General features: G+C 39.9%; 25 protein-coding genes. 14 read left to right on the forward strand and 11 right to left on the reverse strand.

All coding sequences use genetic code 11. From position 1 onward, the window contains the following. Window positions 1–166: 166 nt before the first annotated feature. Window positions 167–1,327 (reverse strand): S8 family peptidase, encoded by a 1,161-nt coding sequence (locus P8610_RS04360; RefSeq protein ID WP_394603233.1) that lies wholly within the window; start codon window positions 1,325–1,327, stop codon window positions 167–169. 306 nt (window positions 1,328–1,633) lie between these two features. Between P8610_RS04360 and P8610_RS04365 the strand changes: the two genes are divergently transcribed. Further along, on the forward strand, window positions 1,634–2,128 hold the full coding sequence (locus P8610_RS04365; protein WP_289496173.1) for a peroxiredoxin family protein: 495 nt from the start codon (window positions 1,634–1,636) through the stop codon (window positions 2,126–2,128). Between the two features lie 148 nt (window positions 2,129–2,276). On the opposite strand, the gene P8610_RS04370 is transcribed toward P8610_RS04365, so the two are convergent. Continuing rightward, window positions 2,277–2,726 (reverse strand): PaaI family thioesterase, encoded by a 450-nt coding sequence (locus tag P8610_RS04370; RefSeq protein ID WP_394603234.1) that lies wholly within the window; start codon window positions 2,724–2,726, stop codon window positions 2,277–2,279. Window positions 2,727–2,870: 144 nt separating this feature from the next. On the opposite strand from P8610_RS04370, the gene P8610_RS04375 reads away from it, so the two are divergent. Then, entirely contained in the window at window positions 2,871–3,302 is a 432-nt protein-coding gene (locus P8610_RS04375; protein ID WP_394603235.1) for a DUF4395 domain-containing protein, read from the forward strand. A gap of 55 nt (window positions 3,303–3,357) precedes the next feature. Here P8610_RS04375 and P8610_RS04380 read toward each other — a convergent pair whose 3' ends face one another. After that, window positions 3,358–4,227 (reverse strand): STAS domain-containing protein, encoded by an 870-nt coding sequence (locus tag P8610_RS04380; RefSeq protein WP_394603236.1) that lies wholly within the window; start codon window positions 4,225–4,227, stop codon window positions 3,358–3,360. Between the two features lie 110 nt (window positions 4,228–4,337). Continuing rightward, window positions 4,338–5,102: a class I SAM-dependent methyltransferase gene (locus P8610_RS04385; RefSeq protein ID WP_394603237.1), complete on the reverse strand. Its 765-nt coding sequence runs from the start codon at window positions 5,100–5,102 to the stop codon at window positions 4,338–4,340. Window positions 5,103–5,364: 262 nt separating this feature from the next. Here P8610_RS04385 and P8610_RS04390 point away from each other — a divergent pair, with 262 nt between their 5' ends. From P8610_RS04390 to P8610_RS04410, 5 genes are all read left to right on the forward strand, one after another. Beyond that, entirely contained in the window at window positions 5,365–5,808 is a 444-nt protein-coding gene (locus P8610_RS04390) for a universal stress protein (protein WP_394603238.1), read from the forward strand. A 39-nt stretch (window positions 5,809–5,847) separates the two neighbouring features. Beyond that, window positions 5,848–6,354: a DoxX family protein gene (locus P8610_RS04395; RefSeq protein ID WP_394603239.1), complete on the forward strand. Its 507-nt coding sequence runs from the start codon at window positions 5,848–5,850 to the stop codon at window positions 6,352–6,354. A 151-nt stretch (window positions 6,355–6,505) separates the two neighbouring features. Further along, complete coding sequence (locus P8610_RS04400) at window positions 6,506–7,234, forward strand: ABC transporter ATP-binding protein (RefSeq protein WP_394603240.1); 729 nt, start codon at window positions 6,506–6,508, stop codon at window positions 7,232–7,234. Continuing rightward, window positions 7,224–8,261 (forward strand): ABC transporter permease, encoded by a 1,038-nt coding sequence (locus tag P8610_RS04405; protein ID WP_394603241.1) that lies wholly within the window; start codon window positions 7,224–7,226, stop codon window positions 8,259–8,261. Before P8610_RS04400 ends, P8610_RS04405 begins: the two co-directional genes overlap by 11 nt. 70 nt (window positions 8,262–8,331) lie before the next feature. Then, window positions 8,332–8,988 carry a TetR/AcrR family transcriptional regulator gene (locus P8610_RS04410; RefSeq protein ID WP_394603242.1) on the forward strand — a complete coding sequence of 219 codons (657 nt, stop codon included), beginning with the start codon at window positions 8,332–8,334 and terminating at the stop codon, window positions 8,986–8,988. A gap of 39 nt (window positions 8,989–9,027) precedes the next feature. Here P8610_RS04410 and P8610_RS04415 read toward each other — a convergent pair whose 3' ends face one another. Then, the gene (locus P8610_RS04415) at window positions 9,028–9,168 is read right to left on the reverse strand and encodes a hypothetical protein (protein ID WP_394603243.1); all 141 of its coding nucleotides are present in this window, start codon (window positions 9,166–9,168) and stop codon (window positions 9,028–9,030) included. Between the two features lie 104 nt (window positions 9,169–9,272). Here P8610_RS04415 and P8610_RS04420 point away from each other — a divergent pair, with 104 nt between their 5' ends. Then, the gene (locus tag P8610_RS04420) at window positions 9,273–9,404 is read left to right on the forward strand and encodes a hypothetical protein (protein WP_394603244.1); all 132 of its coding nucleotides are present in this window, start codon (window positions 9,273–9,275) and stop codon (window positions 9,402–9,404) included. 93 nt (window positions 9,405–9,497) lie between these two features. On the opposite strand, the gene P8610_RS04425 is transcribed toward P8610_RS04420, so the two are convergent. Further along, the gene (locus tag P8610_RS04425; protein WP_289496185.1) at window positions 9,498–9,785 is read right to left on the reverse strand and encodes a hypothetical protein; all 288 of its coding nucleotides are present in this window, start codon (window positions 9,783–9,785) and stop codon (window positions 9,498–9,500) included. Next, window positions 9,782–10,213, reverse strand: a complete 432-nt coding sequence (locus tag P8610_RS04430) for a VOC family protein (RefSeq protein WP_394603245.1) — start codon at window positions 10,211–10,213, stop codon at window positions 9,782–9,784. Before P8610_RS04430 ends, P8610_RS04425 begins: the two co-directional genes overlap by 4 nt. Before the next feature lie 141 nt (window positions 10,214–10,354). Between P8610_RS04430 and P8610_RS04435 the strand changes: the two genes are divergently transcribed. Further along, entirely contained in the window at window positions 10,355–10,747 is a 393-nt protein-coding gene (locus tag P8610_RS04435; RefSeq protein WP_394603246.1) for a glyoxalase superfamily protein, read from the forward strand. A gap of 116 nt (window positions 10,748–10,863) precedes the next feature. Here the strand turns inward: P8610_RS04435 and P8610_RS04440 are convergent, their stop codons facing one another. The 3 genes from P8610_RS04440 to P8610_RS04450 all read right to left on the reverse strand — a co-directional run bounded on the left by P8610_RS04440 (window position 10,864) and on the right by P8610_RS04450 (window position 14,145). Continuing rightward, window positions 10,864–12,021 carry an acyl-CoA dehydrogenase family protein gene (locus P8610_RS04440; protein ID WP_394603247.1) on the reverse strand — a complete coding sequence of 386 codons (1,158 nt, stop codon included), beginning with the start codon at window positions 12,019–12,021 and terminating at the stop codon, window positions 10,864–10,866. Window positions 12,022–12,561: 540 nt separating this feature from the next. Further along, window positions 12,562–12,807 (reverse strand): hypothetical protein, encoded by a 246-nt coding sequence (locus P8610_RS04445; protein ID WP_394603248.1) that lies wholly within the window; start codon window positions 12,805–12,807, stop codon window positions 12,562–12,564. Window positions 12,808–12,858: 51 nt separating this feature from the next. Continuing rightward, the gene (locus tag P8610_RS04450; RefSeq protein ID WP_394603249.1) at window positions 12,859–14,145 is read right to left on the reverse strand and encodes an MFS transporter; all 1,287 of its coding nucleotides are present in this window, start codon (window positions 14,143–14,145) and stop codon (window positions 12,859–12,861) included. Window positions 14,146–14,286: 141 nt separating this feature from the next. On the opposite strand from P8610_RS04450, the gene P8610_RS04455 reads away from it, so the two are divergent. After that, on the forward strand, window positions 14,287–15,471 hold the full coding sequence (locus tag P8610_RS04455; RefSeq protein WP_394603250.1) for a DHH family phosphoesterase: 1,185 nt from the start codon (window positions 14,287–14,289) through the stop codon (window positions 15,469–15,471). A gap of 55 nt (window positions 15,472–15,526) precedes the next feature. Here the strand turns inward: P8610_RS04455 and P8610_RS04460 are convergent, their stop codons facing one another. After that, window positions 15,527–15,973: a MarR family winged helix-turn-helix transcriptional regulator gene (locus tag P8610_RS04460; protein ID WP_394603251.1), complete on the reverse strand. Its 447-nt coding sequence runs from the start codon at window positions 15,971–15,973 to the stop codon at window positions 15,527–15,529. Between the two features lie 155 nt (window positions 15,974–16,128). Here P8610_RS04460 and P8610_RS04465 point away from each other — a divergent pair, with 155 nt between their 5' ends. From P8610_RS04465 to P8610_RS04480, 4 genes are all read left to right on the forward strand, one after another. Next, window positions 16,129–16,551 carry an organic hydroperoxide resistance protein gene (locus P8610_RS04465; protein WP_394603252.1) on the forward strand — a complete coding sequence of 141 codons (423 nt, stop codon included), beginning with the start codon at window positions 16,129–16,131 and terminating at the stop codon, window positions 16,549–16,551. A 235-nt stretch (window positions 16,552–16,786) separates the two neighbouring features. After that, window positions 16,787–18,163, forward strand: a complete 1,377-nt coding sequence (locus tag P8610_RS04470) for a sigma-54 interaction domain-containing protein (RefSeq protein ID WP_394603253.1) — start codon at window positions 16,787–16,789, stop codon at window positions 18,161–18,163. Window positions 18,164–18,248: 85 nt separating this feature from the next. Then, window positions 18,249–19,592, forward strand: a complete 1,344-nt coding sequence (locus P8610_RS04475; RefSeq protein ID WP_394603254.1) for an aspartate aminotransferase family protein — start codon at window positions 18,249–18,251, stop codon at window positions 19,590–19,592. Between the two features lie 44 nt (window positions 19,593–19,636). Continuing rightward, window positions 19,637–21,076: a sodium:solute symporter gene (locus P8610_RS04480; protein ID WP_394603255.1), complete on the forward strand. Its 1,440-nt coding sequence runs from the start codon at window positions 19,637–19,639 to the stop codon at window positions 21,074–21,076. The last annotated feature ends 22 nt before the right edge of the window (window positions 21,077–21,098 follow it).

Raw genomic sequence — 21,098 nt, forward strand, 5'->3', positions numbered from 1 at the left:
TTTATGTCTACATCGACATTTTACGCAGTACGAACATATGTCCTTATTCTTACCTTTCGTCATAATTCGACGCTTTTTTCTAGTCTTTTAACACTAGTTAATAAAGAAACTCCCAAGACTGGACATATGCCCATCCTTGAGAGTTGTTTTGTTTGGAATTTATAGATTAATAACGTACAGCGTCTGCTGCATTAACGCGGCCTTTAGAGTAGTAAGAACCTGTTCCTGGCACATAATCAGCTGTGTTCTCAATTGCAGCACGGATGTTTGCTCCGCTGCGGCCTTGTGAAGCTAGTAATCCTGCAATTCCTGCAACAAGAGGACAAGCCATAGATGTTCCAGACATGTAAGCATATCCGCCGTTACGTACAGTTGAAGCAATGTCTACGCCAGGAGCGGCAACATCAACCCATGATCCGTAGTTCGAGAAAGAAGCTCTGTTATCATTACGGTCAGTCGCAGCTACAGCGATAGCGTTCGAGTAGTATGCAGGGTAGCTTGGTGAAGAAGTATTTTCGTTACCAGCAGCTACTACTACTACTGCACCATTAGATACTGCATAGTTTACAGCGTTTTGCAGTGCCGTAGATCCGCTTGGTCCCCCAAGGCTAAGTGAAACTACTTTTGCACCGTTATCTACAGCATGGTAGATTCCATTTGCAATGTTGCTCAAAGATCCACTTCCGTTTTGGTCAAGAACTCGAACAGCGTAAATCGATACGTTTGGTGCCATACCTGCAATACCTGATGAGTTGTTCGTTTGTGCTGCAGCGATACCTGCTGCGTGTGTTCCATGGTCATGACGGTCCATCGGATCCCAATCACGGTCCACATAGTCATATCCTTTAATTACTTTTCCTGCTAAGTCTGGATGGTTATAATCAACCCCCGTATCTAAAATAGCAATTTTTGTAGAAGATGATCCGCGTGTGATATCCCAAGCCGATTGTGCGCTTACTTTTTGCGGAGCGTATTGTACGCCGTTATTGAAATAATAATCGTTTGGCGTCCAAGAAGCATGGTATGTATAGTTCGGTTCTGCATACTCTACATTTCCACTAGCTTCATATTCAGCGATTGCAGCATCCACATCTCCATCTTTCACTTTAATAACGTGAAACTTAGGAGTTTTTTCTTTTACTTCATCATTCGATTTTACTGCGAATGACTTTGCTTTTGATTCTGAAACGCTATCTTTAAATTTTACGATAATTTCTTGTGGCGTTACGTTCGCCTTTACCTCTGTACTTTTTGCTGCTGCAGCTGGTGATGCAAGAGAGACTACTAATGGTAAAACCGCTGCCATAGTGGCAATCTTCTTAATCATTTGCTTCACTCCTCTAATTTAGTGTCGAACTACAATTTCTAATATAGAGAGGAATTAACAGAAAATAAAGAAAAATTTTACTATTCTAGCAAAAACAAATAGATACTACTAATTTTTAAAAGTTTTAACTTAAAATAGGGAAAAAGTCATGAATGGACTTTCATTTTTATTGAATCTTTCTTCATCTGGACCCAGACCTGTCCTATTACGAACAGTGATTTTTTAGCAGTCAAAAAGGTAACGTGTTTAAAATTCACAACAAGAGGTATACCTAATGAAGAAACCTATTATTGGAGGGATGTTCAAATGTTAAAAACAGGCGACACAGCACCAGACTTCACACTTAAATCAGAAACTGGCGAGTCTTTCTCTTTCCACAACCACTTAGATAACGATGATCGCTTTCACTTGCTTGTCTTTTTTAGAGGCGAATGGTGTCCAGTCTGTAATGATCAGTTAAAAGAGTTTGAACAAAATATTGACACCTTTAACGAATTAAACACTCATATACTGGCCATCTCAACAGATGAAGAACAGAATCTTACCAAAATGAAGGAGAAACATTCGCTTTCATTCCCAGTGTTTAGTGATCCAGAGCGCACGGCTGGGGAACCGTATGGTGTTCAATATCACAACGGGAAGCTGTATGATGATCATGGGGAGCACGGTGAACCTGCACTATTTTTAGTGGATGATCAGAAACGAGTGGTCTATTTTGATATTCAAACTGGACCATTTGGCAGACCCACTGCAGAAGATTTAAGAAAGACGATTAAGTACATTAAGAAAACGCTGCGATAAAACGAAAAACGGAGCAATGGCTGGAAGTAGCCGTGCTCCGTTTTTTATATGATTATCCCCATTTTTTATGTGATGAAGGCCGATTTTTATGTGATGTGATCTAATTTTTATGTGATGAGAACTGCTTTTTATGTGATTATGTCCGCTGCTACTCATCCCCGCCTACAAAATAGTCATTTTTACGATACGATAAAGCACTTACATGAGCAACCAGCTCTTTTTCATTCTCCACTCTCACCTCATACCAGGAAGTACGGTGATTGCGCTTAATTTCCGAAGCGATTGCTGTAATTTTGTCTCCTTTTTGACAAGCTGCTAAATATCCAACATTCACCGAAAGTCCGACAGACGTTTTTCCATACGAATTGCATACTACTGCAAAAACGAAGTCAGCAATAGCGAATAAAGCTGCTCCATGTGCTGTCCCGTGTGCATTCAGCATGTTCTCCGTAATGGTCATTTCGGCGACCGCTGTTCCAGGTCCGATCTCCATTAATTCGATGCCAAGCCACTGAGCAAATGTGTCACTCTTCAGCTTTTCCTGAATCTCTTCTGCATATTGAAAGTGAACATCTGTATCTTCTCGTTTTGTCTTCATGTTTAATCACCTCGCTATAAAACATTCTTTTTTAGCAGATTAATCCCTTCCCCTTCCGTAAATTTACTATGCTTAACACTTCACTTTTAATGAGAATACAATTACAATATAATAACTAAACCTATAAGAAAGGTCGGATTTAAAATGTCACAAACCGTCTCTTCAATTCCTAGACCTTTAGTTCGTACGAATCAATGGTTCATCTTTTTAGCAGTCGCAGCCACATGGATCTCTGGTCAAGCTTGGATTTTATTACTCCCTCTTATTGCTGGACTTCTGGGGATGTTTTTTGATTACAACCCTGTGATGAAGGTTGCGAAACGATTCTTACAAAAGAATCATTCAGCTTATATCCCTGAAGATAAAGAGCAACAGAATTTTAACCAGTTGATCGCTGTCTCACTGCTTACTCTCGGGTTTGTCGGGTACATGTTAAATTGGAACGCGCTTGCCTTAACAGCTACAATAATGGTTGCAACTGCTTCTTTCGTTGCCATCTTAGGCTTTTGTGTTGGCTGTTTCATCCGCTTCAGATGGCAGCAATACCGCTACCATAAAGCACACAATCAAAATTAACCACAAAAAAAGAACCATTTGCGTACAATTAGCGAATGGTTCTTTCACTATTATTCTATAACGATATCTTTTCGATAATAATTCTATTGTTTTTCAACGCTTGTTTGAGAGTGCTTTGCGTTGGAATTTGACTAAAATCAATCCCTAGCTGTACACTCGTCTGAGCAACTTCAGGACGAATCCCGCTGATGATAGACTGCACACCGATTAACTTCAGTGTGTTTACCAGTTGAAAAATTTCGTTAGCGACCATCGTATCAATAATAACGACTCCTGATAAATCAATAAAGAGCTGCGTTATATTGGTGTCCGTACATTGCTGAAGCGTCGATTCCATAATCCACTTTGCTCGATGTGTATCAATTTCTCCAACGAGCGGCAAGATTCCGACAAAGTCAGATAAAGGAATAACAGGTGAACTCAGCTGATAGATCATATCTTGTTGAGCCTCTATACGCCTTGAAGTAAAAAAATTGTATTCTTCAGCAAATCTCTCAATAACGGTATCAAAAGTAGAGTGCAGCATATTGCTCCATGTTAAAATATCTTTCTGATTTACATCGTTTAAAGGGTCCTCAATAAATTTACTAATTTTATTCCAGAAAATGTTTCTGAATCTCTTAAACTGCTGTATCGTCTCATGAATGGGAGTATTTGATCCCGCTCGATCCTCAGCCACTCTTTTTGTCCATGCATCAATATCTTCTAAAAGTTCATTTTTTTCATTAAATATGGATGCAATCATTTTAATAAAGAACTGGTTTTGTTCACGAAGTCTTTTTTCAACCTCTGCACCCATTCTTTTTGAATAAATTCCATGGCCGTCTACATCTCTAGAAGCAAGCCAGGAATCTGTCATATCAGAAGAATGCTGGATAATAAATTCATAAAGAGCTATGCTTCGGTCTTGCGTTAAATTGACCATTTCTTCTCCCCTATTTTTTAGAATTATATGTGCGTATGAACATATTTAAACTATACTGGACACACCTGATTTACACAATATAAAACAAGACCATTTGCATGAAACTTTAACTATTTTTTAGCTTCAAACACAAAGCTTTGTCTTGCGTGAGCAGGCTTCTTTCCAAATTCAAAGTCAGCGCTCACAGTCACTTCTTTAAAGCCCACACTTTCCATAATGAGCTTTAGTTCTTCAATACCATACCAGCGGATGGCAAAGCGCTGAAGTTCTGTTTGAATCAAATTTCCTTCGCGCCATTTTTCATATTTCAGATAGGAAACTTTGTATTGTTCTAAGAAGTTTACCTCTACTAGCTTATCTTCCATCGTGATGATGTCTCCATCTGGACAATTTACCGTTAACGTTCGGATTACCTTGCCTGCTTCAAAGTTATCTGTTGGTAAAAAGATATCTAAAATCAACCTTCCGCCTTTCTCTAGTTGGTTAAAAATTTGCTTTAGCGCCTCCTTGGACTCTTCTCTTTTTTCAATCAATAAGAAAGAACCGCCTGGTATGATAATATTTTCATATTTCTGAGGCAGGGACATATTTTGCAGATCACTTTGAAAAAGCTTTGCAACTAAGCCTTTTTCATTCAGCCTTTCTTGACAAGAAGCCAGCATCTCACCTGAATAGTCCATCCCATCTACGTCTAAACCAGCTTCCAAAAGCGGAATAATCACACGGCCAGATCCGACCATGGCTTCCAAAGTACGTCCGCCGTTCTGCTTCAGCCTGCCTGTGTAATATTCGATATCGCCGCCAAATGATTGTCCAACCTTTTTGGTAAGATCATAAACTTCCGTGCAAAGTGGTCCATAATTTTTAAAAGACATTCTGTTATTCCCCCATTAGTTTTGTATACACGGAGGGTTTAATATATTTAACCCTTCCGCACCATCATTATTTGAACTTGCAGTTTATTGTTTTTTGACATCTTTAATCCCTCATTTCAATTGATTTAGAATAATTATGATTTTTTCTGAAATATTCGTCAATATTATTTCAACATCTTGTGATAAACATCACATACATCCCCCTTTAAACGTCCTATGCTTAAATCAGTTCCATAATATAAAAAGTGTAGGAGGATTTATGATGAATACTAACATTCAAACCATCCTTGTTGCTTATGATGGATCACAAGAAAGCCAAAAAGCATTAGATTTTGCAGTGGATTTTGCAAACGAAAGAAAAGACGTTGAACTGCACCTTGTCACTGTTTACCAGCCTGTCTATACGATGGCATACACGTATGCGAATTATCCCGTTGAACAAGCGTCGTACGAATTAAAAGAAAAAAACGAAGCAATTATTCAAAATGTTAAAACAGAAATCAGTTTAAAAACAGACCATCCAATCGTTGCAAAGGCTATTGAAGGACATCCAGGCAACGTACTTACTCACTATGCCTCTTTAAATGGAATGGATCTAATTGTTATCGGCAGCCGCGGATTAAGCGGCGTAAAAGAACTGTTCCTAGGAAGTGTCAGCCATTACGTCGTTCAAAAAGCGGAATGCCCCGTGCTTGTCATTAAGTAATGATTGATTTACAGCCTAAATTAGAAGGTGGTGTGTAAGATGTTTGTTAAATTCATTCGGGAGAAAAAGTCTGCATCAATAATCCTTACCATTTTCCGTCTATATTTAGGCTATACCTGGACTATTGCAGGCTATGAAAAAGTAACAGGATCATTTGATGCTACTGGTTTTTTACATGGAGCTTTAAGTAAAGCGACGGGTGAACACCCAGCGGTACAAACATGGTGGGCAGATTTCCTTACACATGTAGCGATACCGAATGCAGAATTCTTTAACTTCATCGTTTCCTGGGGAGAACTACTAGTAGGTCTTGCCCTTATATTAGGGATCTTCACTACCTTTTCTGCATTAATGGGTGCAATTATGAATTTTGCTTTTCTCTTTTCAGGTACAGTTAGCACTAACCCACAAATGCTTTTACTTACTATCTTCATACTCGTTGCTGGGCGAAACGCATCTCGGTGGATCGGACTTGACCGCTGGTTTTTACCGAAAATACTCAACCACAAAAGTACGACTAACAATAACGAATACCCCCTCAATTAATCTTTACAGGTCCCCATCTTTCTGGGGATCTTTTTTTAAATAAAGGGAATGAGTGAGTACTCACTTGACACATTTTCGTTATCCGTCATATTCTATAAACATACAAGTGAGTGATTACTCACTTTAAGTCATATTATCAAGGAGGTTCTCTATGAATACCGTGATACAGGTTTCAAATGTTTCTAAGAACTTTGGAACTCACCTTGTTTTAGAAGACATTTCATTACAGGTTGAAAAAGCTGAGATTTATGGATTACTCGGTCCATCGGGTGCCGGAAAAACAACTCTCATTAAAATGATTGCGGGAATTGAAACACCTACAAATGGCACCATTAAGGTCCTAGATACTCTCATGCCCAACCTTCATAACATGACTCATATCGGTTTCATGGCTCAATCTGATGCTCTTTATGGAGAATTAAGCGGCAAAGAAAACCTTGAATTCTTTGCTTCGATTTACGGTTTAAAAGGACAGAAACAAAAAGAGCGCATCGAGCACGCCGCTTCGCTTGTCAATCTGACTGAATACTTAAAAAAACCCGTCCACCAATACTCAGGTGGTATGAAAAGACGTCTGTCGTTAGCAGCTGCTATTCTGCACGAACCACAAATTCTCATTCTGGATGAACCTACTGTCGGCATCGATCCTGTTCTTCGCCAATCCATCTGGAGTGAGCTTTACAAGTTAAGCGAAAACGGAACAACAATCCTTGTCACCACACACGTTATGGATGAAGCAGAAAAATGCGGCCAGCTCGGTATGCTTCGGGATGGAAGATTAATAGCTTCAGGCTCTCCAAGACAGCTTAAAGAAAGCACTTCCAGCGAAACGATTGAAGATGCTTTTCTTTATTATGGAGGTGTTCGTCATGAGAATTAGAGCTCTTGTAAAACGAATCATCAGGCAATTCATTCGTGACAAACGAACACTTGCTATGATGTTTATTGCTCCACTTCTTATTCTTACGCTCGTGAATCTCGTTTTTTCTAACAACGATTATGAGCCTAAAATAGCAGTCGTCAGTGATCAGACGATGATTATTAAAAAATTTGAAACCGCAGACAAGGCATTTACCGGATACAACAGCAGAGAAGCAGCTATTGATGATCTTAAAGAGGAAAAATTAGATGCTTACATTGAAATTAATTCACCAACAACCAAGATCACACTTGAAGGCAGTAACCCAACAGCAAACAAAGCTTCTATGCAAACCGTTGAAAAAGCATTAAAAGCATTGAATACGAATTCAAGCGAACAGTCATCTATAAAACCAGAAATCAACTATTTGCACGGTTCACCTGACATGGAAACGTTTGATTACATCGGACCATTTTTAATCGGATTCTTTATCTTCTTTTTCGTATTCTTAATTGCTGGGGTTTCATTCTTACGAGAACGAACGACTGGAACACTTGAAAGATTGCTGGCAACCCCCTTGCGCCGATGGGAAATGGTAGCTGGTTATGTGTTAGGTTTCGGGATATTTACCGTCATCCAATCAGCGATAATCGTTGCGTTCGCCATATACGTTCTAGACATCATGATGGCTGGCTCCATTTGGTTTGTGATACTCATTACCCTAATGCTTGCAGTTACCGCCCTTTCACTCGGAACGTTGCTTTCGGCTTTTGCGAAAAACGAATTGCAGATGATTCAGTTCATTCCAATTGTCGTTGTTCCGCAAGTATTTTTCTCTGGTCTTTTCAACATCGAAACGATGGCTGACTGGCTGAAGCCATTTAGCTATATCATGCCATTGACTTACGGCGGTGAAGCGATTCGCGATGTGATGATACAAGGCGGCGGCTGGGGACACATTTATGATGAAGTCCTAGTTCTGGCAGGTTTCTCACTATTATTTATGACCTTAAATGTGCTCGCTTTAAAAAAGCACCGAAAACTGTAAGGTGTTTGTCCGCCATATAAATTGTGACTATAATAAAGAAAATGCACGTTTTATTAAAGGAGAAACACTCATGTCTGATACAGAATGGATTACCGAATTAATTAACGATACAGATCACGCAACCATGAGCGATAAACAGCGTAAAATCCTAGAAGCTGCCATAAATACCTTTTCTGAAAAAGGGTATTCTGGCTCATCAACAAGTGAGATCGCAAAAAAAGCAGGCGTAGCTGAAGGTACGATCTTCCGGCACTATAAAACGAAAAAAGAACTATTGCTCGCCATTGTCACGCCAACGGTGGCAAAGTTTGTAGCTCCCTTCTTTATAAAAACTTTTGCAAAAGAAGTATTTGAAAATGAGTATGAACGGTATGAAGATTTTTTAAGAGTGGTCGCAAAAAACCGACTGGAGTTCGTCCGAAAACAGTTTCCTGTCTTAAAAATCTTTATCCAGGAGATCGCTTTTCACGATGAGCTACGCGAACCCTTTCAACAGCTTTTTGCTGATCATGTTTATGAAAAGTTCAAAAAAATAATTGAGCATTTTCAAGAAAAAGGGGAAATTATTGCGCTGCCTCCCCAAACGATCATGCGAATGACTGCATCCAGCATCATTGGCTACATCCTTCCTCGCTTCCTTCTTTTTTCGGATATGGAGTGGGATGATGAAAAGGAAATCGACCAAATCGTGGAGTTTATTATGTATGGACTAAGCGGTAGAAAATAAGGTAACAAACCCGCCTATGTTATAAGGCGGGTTTCATGTTTATTCACTAAGTTGAGGACTGACTGGAGTATAGTGAGATAGATTAACTAGGGAATCAGACGTTGTGGGTGACAGTGCGATTGAGGAAGGGCCAAGCATTAAATAGCCGCAAATGATCACCAATATGAGCCCTTTTTTCATACACTCACCTCCCAAGGGATGTTTTTTGATAAAGATCTTTTCTAACGGAATGTTGCTAATAGAGATTTTGAGGTTCTTCATTGAGAAGTTGATTGGAGTGGAAGGTGCGAGACTCCTGCGGGACAGGCTGGCAGGTGAGACACTTATACGTAATACGTACGAATGTGGCTCACCGCCTGCCCCGCGGAAAGCGAGCGCTTGAAACGGAAATCAACCACTTCCAAGAACAACAATGAAATGCGAAAACACCCTTCGATAAAGAAAAACCAAAGAGAGAATCTCAATGGCCTTATCTCGTTATGCTATGAATTTCCCGCTCTTACTTAAACTCAAGCAGGATTTTTTCTGTGAATCGGTTTTAATGTGCTTTTTTCTTTTAGTAAAATGACAAATAAACACACTGCCAACAGCAGAAAAATGGTTCCAGTTCCTAAAAAGCCGTTTGCATAGGACTGGATATCGGCAGTCGCTACTTTCTCGTTTATCTCCATTCCTAAGAAATAAACGCCAATACCATTACCATCAACTTCTTCTAAACTCATTGAACGTAAATGAAGACCTTGTGTTAATAAGAGGACACCTAACACTGAAAAGAGGATGCCCGTTACCCATCTCATTTCTTTACCTCAGCAACAGGTGCCATCATTTTTTTGTAATTGGGACTTAATTCACTCCACACGTCAAATTGATTACCGTCAGGGTCAGAGAACACAAAATTCTCACCTGTGTGACCACGGTCCTCGATATCCCCTGTCAGAATGCCAAGCTCTCTAAACTCTTGATGCAATTTATAAAGATTTCCCAATCCTTCCACTTCAAATGTTAAAGAGAACCGTTTTTCCCCTGTAAAATCTGTGAAATTGGCATTCTCACATTCTCGTGATCTTACAAGGAAAAAGCTTTGGTTGGCTAGATCAAGAATCGCTTTATCATCATCTTGATAGTTAAGGGTTGCACCTAGTTTTTCAGTGTACCATTTTGCTGAAGCATCAACATGCTGAACAGGTATATAAGTTGTACCTACACGAACTAGTTTTTCGTTCAAGGTTAATTCCCCCTCTATTAATTTGACTTATTTTATATAAATATTCGTTTTCGGGAAGAAAAAATCCTCCAGCAAAACAAAGGAACTGCTAGTTTTAAAGAGAACCATTAATTGAACATATACGCAGGAGAGTGAGAGCAAATGAATCGATATCATGTCAAAAGCACGGTCCCGATCCTTCGCATATTTGATGTAGAAAAGGCAAAGGAGTTTTATCTTCACTTTTTAGGGTTCTCGTTAGATTGGGAACATCGATATGAAGAGGATTATCCCTTATATATGCAGGTTTCACTCGGTGAATGCTGTTTGCACCTTTCAGAACATCACGGCGATTCGAGTCCTGGCGTACAATTGAGGATACATATAGAAGGAATAGAGACATACCATCATTTTTTATCAGAAAAAAAGTATAAATTTGCAAGACCTGGACTGGAAGAGGCTCATGGCTTTAAAGAAGTGAGAGTTGGCGACCCATTCGGAAACCGGCTTTGTTTTGTTGAACCGATTCAATCCGAAAATCTGTCGACTAATTGACTTAATCTGTCCATTTCTAAAAGTAATTTGTCCAATCTTCCAGTTTATCTGTCCAATCTCCAAAACATTCTTTCCAATTAAAAAAGACACCAAATCATTATTGGTGTCTCTATCTTCTATTCCAAAGCTCTTTTCGCTAACGTACTAATAACGATATCATCCATCGGCGGATTATGAAGTCCTGCTCGGACATCACGATAATGACGCTGTAACGGACTCGACATGGCTAAGCTCCTTGCTCCAACAATCCTCATTGCGAGATCAACCACTTTAGCCGCTGTGTTTGTTGCTACATGTTTGACAGCCATTAGAGAAGGACCCATTTCCATTCTGGACTGGGGTTCTTTTACCCATTTAGCGGCGGTTGTATATAAAAGCTCCCGGGCTTTAAATAATTCGAGTTCCATTTCACCAATCTTGCGCTGAACCTCAGGAACATCAGCAATGGCTCCTGGCAAACTATTCGGCTTATAGTTTTTCGCAAAATTCACAGCTTCGTTCCTCGCCGCCACTGCTACCCCAATATAACAGGCAGGAATATGAAGCAGCCACGCTTTTGGAAGGTCCAGTTTTCCGCGTTCTTCTTCAACAAGAGCCTCAGCGCTTACGGTTACATCCTTCATTACAAGGTCATCGCTTCGGGTTCCCCTCATTGCGACTGTGTCCCACGTCTCTTCTACTGAAACTCCATCTTGCTTCATAGCAATTAAAAAGTTTCCTTTTTTCCCTGTATCTCCGATTTGGGCAGAGACAATGGCATAGTCTAACGCTGGCGCCATAGATGTGAAAGTCTTCGTGCCATTGATCACCCAGTGTTCACCTTGCTTCACCGCTTTTGTTTGCGGCATCCCGCCTCGTGTTGGGCTGCCAGTTGCAGGTTCAGATGCTGCACGATTAACAAGGGCTTGCTCCTTCACCACTTTTTCGCATAATGAACGGAACATCTCTTCGTTCCACGTCCGCTCTTCTGCCAGTTCGAGAAAACAGCCAAGATGCCATCCGAGACATAAAGCTGTTGCTGCATCTCCTGCAGCAATTCTTTCCTGTAAGAGAACAAACTCATACAGACTCAACCCTTCTCCGCCAAACTCTTTCGGAATCGTTAGCGAAAGATAACCAGCCTCTTTAAGCTCCTTAACGTTTTCAAACGGAAAACTGCCTTCGCGGTCATGTTTATCAGCTCGCTCTCCAAACTTTTCCGCCAAAGCATCTATTTTCTTAAACCAATTTTGCTGCGTTTCATTTTTGATATATGGATCGTATAAATAGCTCACAAAACGACAATCCCTTCCTAACAAATCAGAATACTACGTTTTAAATTATAGTGTATGCCTTTTACATAAAAATCGGCAAGGTATATGACCCATAATTCCCCTTTGACATTTTCCTAACACATTCCTTCATGAATGCTTGATAAATTAAGAATGGAAAAGCATTTACAAGAACACTTGTTCGTGCTATTCTGAATATAGGTTAGATATTCCAACGACTAACCTCCCCACCAACGAGACCGGCCATCCCAGCCGGTCTTTTTTAAAATTACGCTTTTTTCTAAAGGATTGTTGCTTTTGGCTTTTTCAATTCTACATCATTTGCAAGTTGATTGGAGCGCAAGGTGACGAGACTCCTACGGGACGAGCGGTCAGGTGGAAACTCCTAATGGCGCAAAGCGGCAGGCGGCTCACCGCACGCCCCGTGGAAAGCGAGCAACCTGGAGCGGGAATCAACTACTTACAAGAACAACAATGTATGCCAAACTGATTTTTAAATAAAAAAGGCTCTGCATAACGAACTCTGCAGAAACCTTCTTAATACTAATATCTAAAATCCATCCGCTGCCTTTTCACCCACAGCCAAACACCTGTGATGAGATGAATAGCAATTACAACAAACACTGCTCCATATCTTTCCGTAATCCAGCCTACAAACCAAACTAACGGCAATATTAATAACAAGTTCACGAGCATTAGCACCCACGATCTTCTGGCGATGGCCACGATAAAAAGAACGATAGGCAATATAATAAAAAACCAGAATAGAATACTTTGAAATAATGCCATAACTTCCCCTCCGCCTTTCATTATATAAGGGGTTCGTTACTTTCACCAGCTTTACACTGGTACTTTTTCTTTCAGGTTCATATCAGTTGTTTCTTTTGTTTCTTCAACATCATATTTAGGCAAAGTTAACATATAGAACAGACCAACAATGAACAGTGCTCCGCCTACCACCCAGAATAGCGCTTCAACCGATATGAACTTCGGAAAAAACGCAGCGATTAACGCAAGTGTGACTGTGTGTGACAGCATAGTAATCGGTGTGATTGCACCTTGAACTCGCCCCATCATTTTTGGATCCACGATTTTTGGCAGCCATCCGCCTAAACCGATGTTTACAAGCGGGATACTAAGTCCCATTAGAGCAGTGAAAATAAAGAAAACCCAAATGTTCTCAGCCAAAGCACAACAACCAATTGCTACTCCACTTGCAAAAAGACCAATGATAATAGCCGTTGAAAGCTTTATTTTCTTAGCAAGCATCGAACAAATCACACTACCAGCCAGAACTGAAACACCAAACACAACACCCATCCACATCATCATTTGCTCATAATTTTCAGGAGCGAGTTTGTATTTCATGATAAATGCAGGCATGACCGATAACCCGCCATTGACTACACCGAATAAGAAAAAACCAAAAATTAAAGACATCAGCAATTTAGAGTTCTTTATATAGGTAAAGCCTGCACCAAAGTCTTTCCATACCATTCCGATATTAATATCTTTAAACTTATGTTTTCCATTCGGTAACCGTACTTCTTCATTCACTTTCATACTCATGATCAATAATGCGGAAACCACATATGTAACAAGGTCAAATGCGATAGCTCCTTGAATACCGACACTCCAGTAAATAAAAATCGCCAGCATGTTTCCGAAAAGCATGAACATGCTTCCAACCATCTGATTCAATCCTGCAGCAATTGCATATTCATCTTTGGATAAAATTCCTTGCACCATCGCTTGGTCAGCTGGAAAGAAGAACTTGCCGACGGCACTTCTCAAAAATAGAATCGCAAAAATTAACGGCATCCAATCCAGCCAGATTGCTCCCATTAATGCCAAACATAGAACAGCACAGATCCAGTCACAATATAAAGCGATCTTCTGACGGTCCATCCTGTCTGCTAGTACACCTACTATAAAAAAGACTGCTAGTGTAGGCAGTGAATACATTAACTCAGCAAGTGTCGCATAAAATGGCTGTTCACTAAACTTATCTAATAAATAAAACATAAAAGCTGTAACCCCTATGATACTTCCCATCATTGAAGTAAACCCAGCTAAAAAAAGCTTGCTGAAGTTACGGTTCTGAAATATTTTCAGAAAATCCTTCATTCTATAACCCCCATTTTGAATGTAACAATGTTCTACTACCATTTTCTACCTAATTCCATCTTTTGTAAATGTTTTTTTAGGTTGAACTTTCCGCATTATGACGATACTCTAGACAGAGAGCAAAATAGAGAGGATACTAACATGATTCATTTATTTTCACACAACGATTTAGACGGTAAATCGTGCGGCTACCTCGCACAGCTAGCTTTTGGAGACAATTGCAAAATTTCTTATTGTTCACATGGAACAATCAACGACCGAGTTGAACAGCTTCTGGATAACCCGAAAGAAAGAAAAACAGAAATTATTATTACAGATATCGCAGTAAACGAAGAATTAATGATGCGTCTGGACGAACGCTCCAATGCTGGAGGAAAAGTTAAACTGATCGACCACCATGCTACAGCACTTCACTTTAACGGATTTGACTGGGGACATGTTCAAGTTCGATATGACGATGATCGCCTGACTTGTGCAACTTCCCTTTTTTATGAATATTTATTGGAGAACGGTAAGCTGAAAGACACAGGCGCTCTAAAAGAATATGTAGAGCTTGTTAGACTTTATGACACATGGGAATGGTTTGATCAAAAGGTCGAAGCGAAACGTCTAAACGACTTATTTTTCATACTTCCTCCAGATAAGTTTGAAGAACAGATAATGGAACGCCTAAAAGGTGATTCATTTGAATTCTCTGAAACGGAAACAACGATTCTCGATCTAGAAGAAGAAAACATCGCTGATTATATTAAGAAAAAGCAGCGTCAAATGGTTGAAATCTGGGACACATGGTCACTAGGTGAAGGATCTGAGGAGAAGACTTACAAAATCGGAATTCTTCATGCTGAACGTTATCATTCAGAACTCGGCAACGAGATCAATCGTGAAAACCCTCACTTAGATCTAATTGTTATCTTGAACATCGCAAACAAACGGATTGGACTTCGTACTATTCATGAAGAAGTCGATTGCTCAATTTATGCTAAACAGTATGGAGGCGGCGGGCACCCTAAAGCATCTGGCGGAACAATGACACCAGAAGCGTTTGAGAAGTTTGTTGTAGCTGCTTTCCAAGAACAGCCACGCAGAATTGATGCTCCAAAGAACGAACACAATGTAAAAGAAAACCCTGATGGAACCATGTACGTGAATAAATATCAGGATGTTTCAAAGATCTACTCTGACGATAACGAAACTTGGCTGATCACACATAAAACACATCCAGTCGAAGAAACGTTTGATAGTTTCCAAGCAGCTGAAAACTATGTTAAACGCCACTTTGAAGGCTGGCTGATGCGGGATGATGAAGCGAATAACAATAACTAACTGAAACACACAGAAACGCTCAAGCTATAGTAATAGCTGAGCGTTTTTTTGTACTTTAGCGCTTGTCCGAATGTTTCTGCAAAAGATCTAACATGGATGTTAGTGTTTTATTAAGTTGGGTCAATTCTTCTTTTTGCATGGATATGTTATCGACAAGCTGACTCGGAATACACTCCGCTTTTTCTTTTAAAGCTTCCCCTTTTTTTGTTAAAGAGATAATAACACTTCTTTCATCTTCAGCTGACCGCTTTCTTTCCACTAATCCGTTTGATTCCATTCGTTTCAGCATCGGAGTAAGTGTGCCAGAATCTAAAAACAAGCGCTGCCCTAATTCTTTTACGGTGAGCGAATGTTTTTCCCATAATAGAAGCAATACTAAATATTGAGGATACGTAACATCTAATTCTTTAAGTAGATCGCGATACAGTTTCGTAATTTCTCGTTCTGCTGTATAAATCTTAAAACAGATTTGATTCTCTAGTTTTAGTAGATCGTTATTCATAACAATTCCTTTCTCATACATCCTTTAATTTATTATAACACAATTTAGTTTTGCGCAATTAAATCGTTTGACATCAATTTATGTGTGCGTTATGATTATCACGAAATATTTATATTGTGCACAATTAAATCTTACACAAAGAAGGAGTGTTACAGATGGAAGCATTATACACAGCAAAAGCAACGGCAGAGGGTGGAAGAGCCGGTACAGTAAAGAGTGACGATGGTGTGTTAAACCACGAGTTGGCAATGCCAAAAGCACTTGGAGGATCAGGAAATGAGAATGCAACAAACCCAGAACAGCTATTTGCTGCAGGATATGCAGCTTGCTATGATTCAGCACTTAACTTAGTTGCCCGACAAGCTAAGAAACGCATTCAATCAAAAGTTACAGCTGAAGTATCCATCGGAAAAGATACTGATGGCGGGTTTAAACTAGCTGTAGTATTAAATGTTGGGGTTAATGGAGTAAGTCAGGAAGAAGCTGACGAACTCGTGAAGACTGCACATGGTGTTTGTCCGTATTCTAAAGCAACAAGCGGAAATATTGATGTCGAATTGAAAACAGAATTGTTTTAGTCTCTCTAAGGACCAGTAACATGGTCCTTTTTCTTTTATTTACCTCCGTCTATGATCTTTGCCAGCTTATTTCTCCAGATGAGTCACGTCCATTCCCTATAAACAGTACCTTTATTTTAAAAATAATTCCTTTAGCCAGTATCCAACTTTCAAATCTCATTATATAATTATTCAGAAATAAATAATTATTCAGAAATGGATATTTTTAAGAGATAACTAAAAAGGACTGATCATTATGAACCCCACTGACACTTGGAACGAGAATGAACAGATTCTTCATTCCTTAAAAGATGATATTTTAGTAACGAATGTTGATGGAATAATCCTGAAGGTTAGTGAAGTAACCGGCAAAATTTATGGTGTAGACTCAGAAAGTTTAATCGGAAAATCCGTCTATGATCTTGAAGCACAAGGTTTGTTTACCCCTATCCTTACTCCAATGGTCGTTAAAGAAAATAAGAAAATCACCTTTGTCCAAACGACTAACAAAGGAAAGAAACTGCTCGTTACTGGTATTCCCGTTTATAACGAAAAAGGCGAATTATACAGAGTTGTCAGCTATTCACACGATATTACGGAACTCGCTGAATACAAAGATTTTTTGATTACGATGGAAGAAGAAATGCAGCGAGTAAAAACAGAGCTCGGTCTTTTAAGAAGCAAGCAGCTGCATGATGCTGGAATCATTGCCAACAGCGAAGATATGAAAAAAGTGGTCTCCACAGCACTTCAATTATCGGAAGTGGATGTAAATGCGTTAATCCTCGGTGAATCTGGGGTTGGAAAATCGCTATTAGCTAAATTTATACATAATAAAAGCCACCGTGCTAAAGGTCCGTTTATTGAAGTAAACTGCGGTGCTATTCCAGATTCACTATTCGAAGCTGAATTATTCGGATATGAAGCAGGTGCTTTTACGGGAGCTCATACAAAAGGGAAAGTAGGACTTATTGAACTTTCAAACGGAGGCACACTTTTTTTAGACGAGATTGGAGAACTTCCCCTTTCCCATCAAGTAAAGGTGTTAAAAGTCATTCAAGAAAAGCAGTTCTATCGTGTAGGTGGAACAAAGCCGATAAAAGTTGATTTTCGTTTAATATCAGCGACCAATAAAGACCTCAAAAAAGCGATACAAGATAAACAGTTTCGAGAAGACCTTTATTTTCGCTTAAACGTCGTTCCAGTTACCATTCCTCCTCTCCGCTCAAGAACGGAGGACATCGTACCGCTCATACATATGCTGCTTGAGCAATTTGAGGAGAAATATAACCGAAGCAAGAAGTTGGATGAGGCTGTAATCCATCACCTCCTGCATTACGAATGGCGAGGAAATGTACGAGAATTGATAAATATTATGGAACGCTTAGTCGTAATCTCTCCTTCTACTCTTATTACGGTTGAACAGCTTCCTGATCATTTAAAAGAAGAGATATCTCCTCCCACTCCCTCTTTAGATGAAGCTCAGACGCTTAAAGAAATCATGGAGAAAACGGAGCGACAAGTGTTATTAAACGCCCGAAAAAAATACAAAACGACTGTACGCATGGCAGAAGCACTTGGCACAAGTCAACCTTCTATTGTGAGAAAAATGAAAAAATATCAGATTATTTAGTTTTTTGGCACAGTACTTGCATGGATATTCCGTATAGAAAGTTTTTATACAACCTGAGAATGGAATATCAAGGAGGTTAATACTTGTGTCAACAAACAACTGGAGCAACCTAGTAACCGAAATGCCTGACCTATTAGCACCAAGTATGGCAAAAGATCACCCAAACTTGCCTGTCGTAAAAGCTGAAGGCTGCTACTATTATGGACTCGACGGTAAGCAATATCTTGATTTTACTTCTGGTATCGCAACGGCCAATACAGGCCATCGTCACCCAAAAGTGGTTCAAGCCATAAAGAATGCAGCTGACCATCTTATGCACGGCCCTTCAGGAGTAATCATGTATGAATCGATCCTGAAACTGTCAAAAGAATTAGCAAATGTCCTGCCTGGTAATCTGGATTGCTTCTTTTTTGCAAACAGCGGCACAGAAGCGATTGAAGGAGCACTTAAACTAGCAAAACACGTGACGAAAAGACCTTATGTCATCTCTTTCACGGGCTGTTTTCACGGCCGTTCTCTTGGGGCATTGAGCGTTACCACATCTAAGAGCAAATACCGTAAGTTCCTTCAGCCAAATGGTCTTGCCTATCAAGTTCCATATGCAAACGTAAAAAGCGCTCCCGATGGTGTTGACCCTGAAGTCTATGTGATTGAGAAGCTTGAGCGCGATTTTGAATCACTTTTTAATCACCAAGTAACACCTGAAGAAGTGGCTTGCATGATCGTAGAACCTGTTCTAGGTGAAGGAGGTTATATCGTTCCTCCAAGTGGTTGGTTGAAAAAAATCAGAGAAATATGTGACGAACATGGCATTCTTCTTATTTTTGATGAAGTGCAAACAGGTTTTGGCCGAACTGGAGAATGGTTTGCAGCCCAAACTTTTGGTGTGACTCCTGACATTATGGCAATCGCTAAAGGAATTGCGTCTGGACTTCCTTTGAGTGCTACCGTTGCTTCTAAAGAACTAATGAAACAATGGCCGCTCGGAAGTCATGGAACCACATTTGGCGGTAACCCTATCGCTTGTGAAGCCGCACTCGCAACGTTAGAGGTTTTAAAAGAGGAGCGCCTTGTAGAAAACGCCAAGAACATGGGAGCTTATGCTTATGAGAAACTTCTGAAGTTGAAGGACGATCATCCTGTGATCGGAAGCATCCGTGCAGTTGGCCTTATGATTGGCATCGAAATCGTTGATCCCAATACTCGCAAGCCTGATGGAAATGCTCTCATGACGATTTTGGACAAGTGTTTAGAAAAAGGCGTTCTTTTCTATCTATGTGGAAATCACGGAGAAGTCATTCGTATGATTCCTCCACTTACGGTCAGTTCAGAACAAATTGACCATGGACTTGCTATCCTTGAAGAATCTCTTTATGAATATCAAGCTGAACTTTCATCACAATTGAGCGAACAGCTCCAAAATGCTTAAATCTGCATCGCCTATTTTCTTAAATAAAAAGGAGGTTTTATACCATGCAAACACTTGATACGGTTATTATCCTATTATATTTTGCTGTATTGATTGGGGCGGGAATTATTGGTTCAACGAAAGCAAAAACATCTGAGGACTTTACACTTGCAGGAAGAAATCTCGGTATGTTCATGTATCTTGGCTGTTTGTCTGCTGTTATCTTAGGCGGTGCTGCAACGATTGGAACAACAAAGCTTGGGTATCAGTTCGGAATATCCGGAATCTGGTTCGTATCGATGATCGGTTTAGGCATTATACTTCTTGGTACTATTTTTATTAAAAAGATTGATTCACTAAAAGTTACGACAATCAGTGAGTTATTAGGAAAACGATACAAATCGGAAACACGCCTTTTAAGTGCTATCGTTGCAGCCATCTACACCCTCATGATTGCGGTTACTCAAATAATTGGTATGGGAACCATTATTAACGTTCTTTTAGGCTGGGGCATCACCACCTCCATGCTTGTTGGTGGCGGCATCGTACTGTTTTATACCATTCTTGGCGGAATGTGGAGTGTTACCGTTACAGACATTATTCAATTTGTAGTAATGACGATTGGGATTTTCTTCATCATGGTTCCTATGAGTCTTTCAAAAGTAGATGGCTTAGGAAATCTATTATCTGAACTGCCGCAAACTCACTTAGATTTTACTGGGATTGGCTATCAACAGATCTTTCAATACTTCTTGCTGTTTGCACTTGGGATGGTCGTTTCGCAAGATATTTGGCAGCGCGTGTTTACTGCAAAGTCTAGTAAAATCGCCAGAAATGGTTCGATCTTTGCAGGCGTGTATAGCTTCGCGTATGCCATTGCGGGAAGCATCATCGGGATGTGCGCGTTCCTTGTACTTCCTGCTCTGGATAATCCGCAAAATACATTTGCAGAGATGGCTCTCACTATTCTGCCAACAGGAATCTTGGGTCTAGTATTGGCAAGTGTATGTTCTGCTTTGATGTCTACAGCTTCTGGCTCGTTGCTTGCTTCTTCAACCCTGATTACGAACGACATTTTAAAGCAGTATTTTTTAAAGAATCCATCCGATAAACAGATGATAAGAGCATCTCGATTGACTACACTCTTCATTGGTTTGATTGCGATTACCTTTTCACTATGGATTCAAGATGTTCTCGTAGCACTTGATGTGGCTTATGCGATTCTATCTGGTGCAATCTTTATTCCGCTTGTTATGACGTTCTTTTGGAAACGAGCTACGCCTAGTTCTGGGTTTTATGCCATCTTAATTTCTACCATTGTTGTTTTGGCTGGTTTATTTTTCGAAGGACTAACAGCTACCAATCCAATTCTTTACGGCATGTCGGCAGGGCTGATCAGTATAGTGGGAATCTCTCTATTCACTGCCTCTCCATCTGAGTTTGATACACCATTTGATGAGGATGCAGAAGACGAAGACGTTGAAGAAAAGAGAAAACAAGCGTAGAAATAAAAAAGCCTTCCACGTG

This window comes from Fictibacillus sp. UD (genome assembly GCF_043558025.1).
GTDB lineage: Bacteria > Bacillota > Bacilli > Bacillales > Fictibacillaceae > Fictibacillus.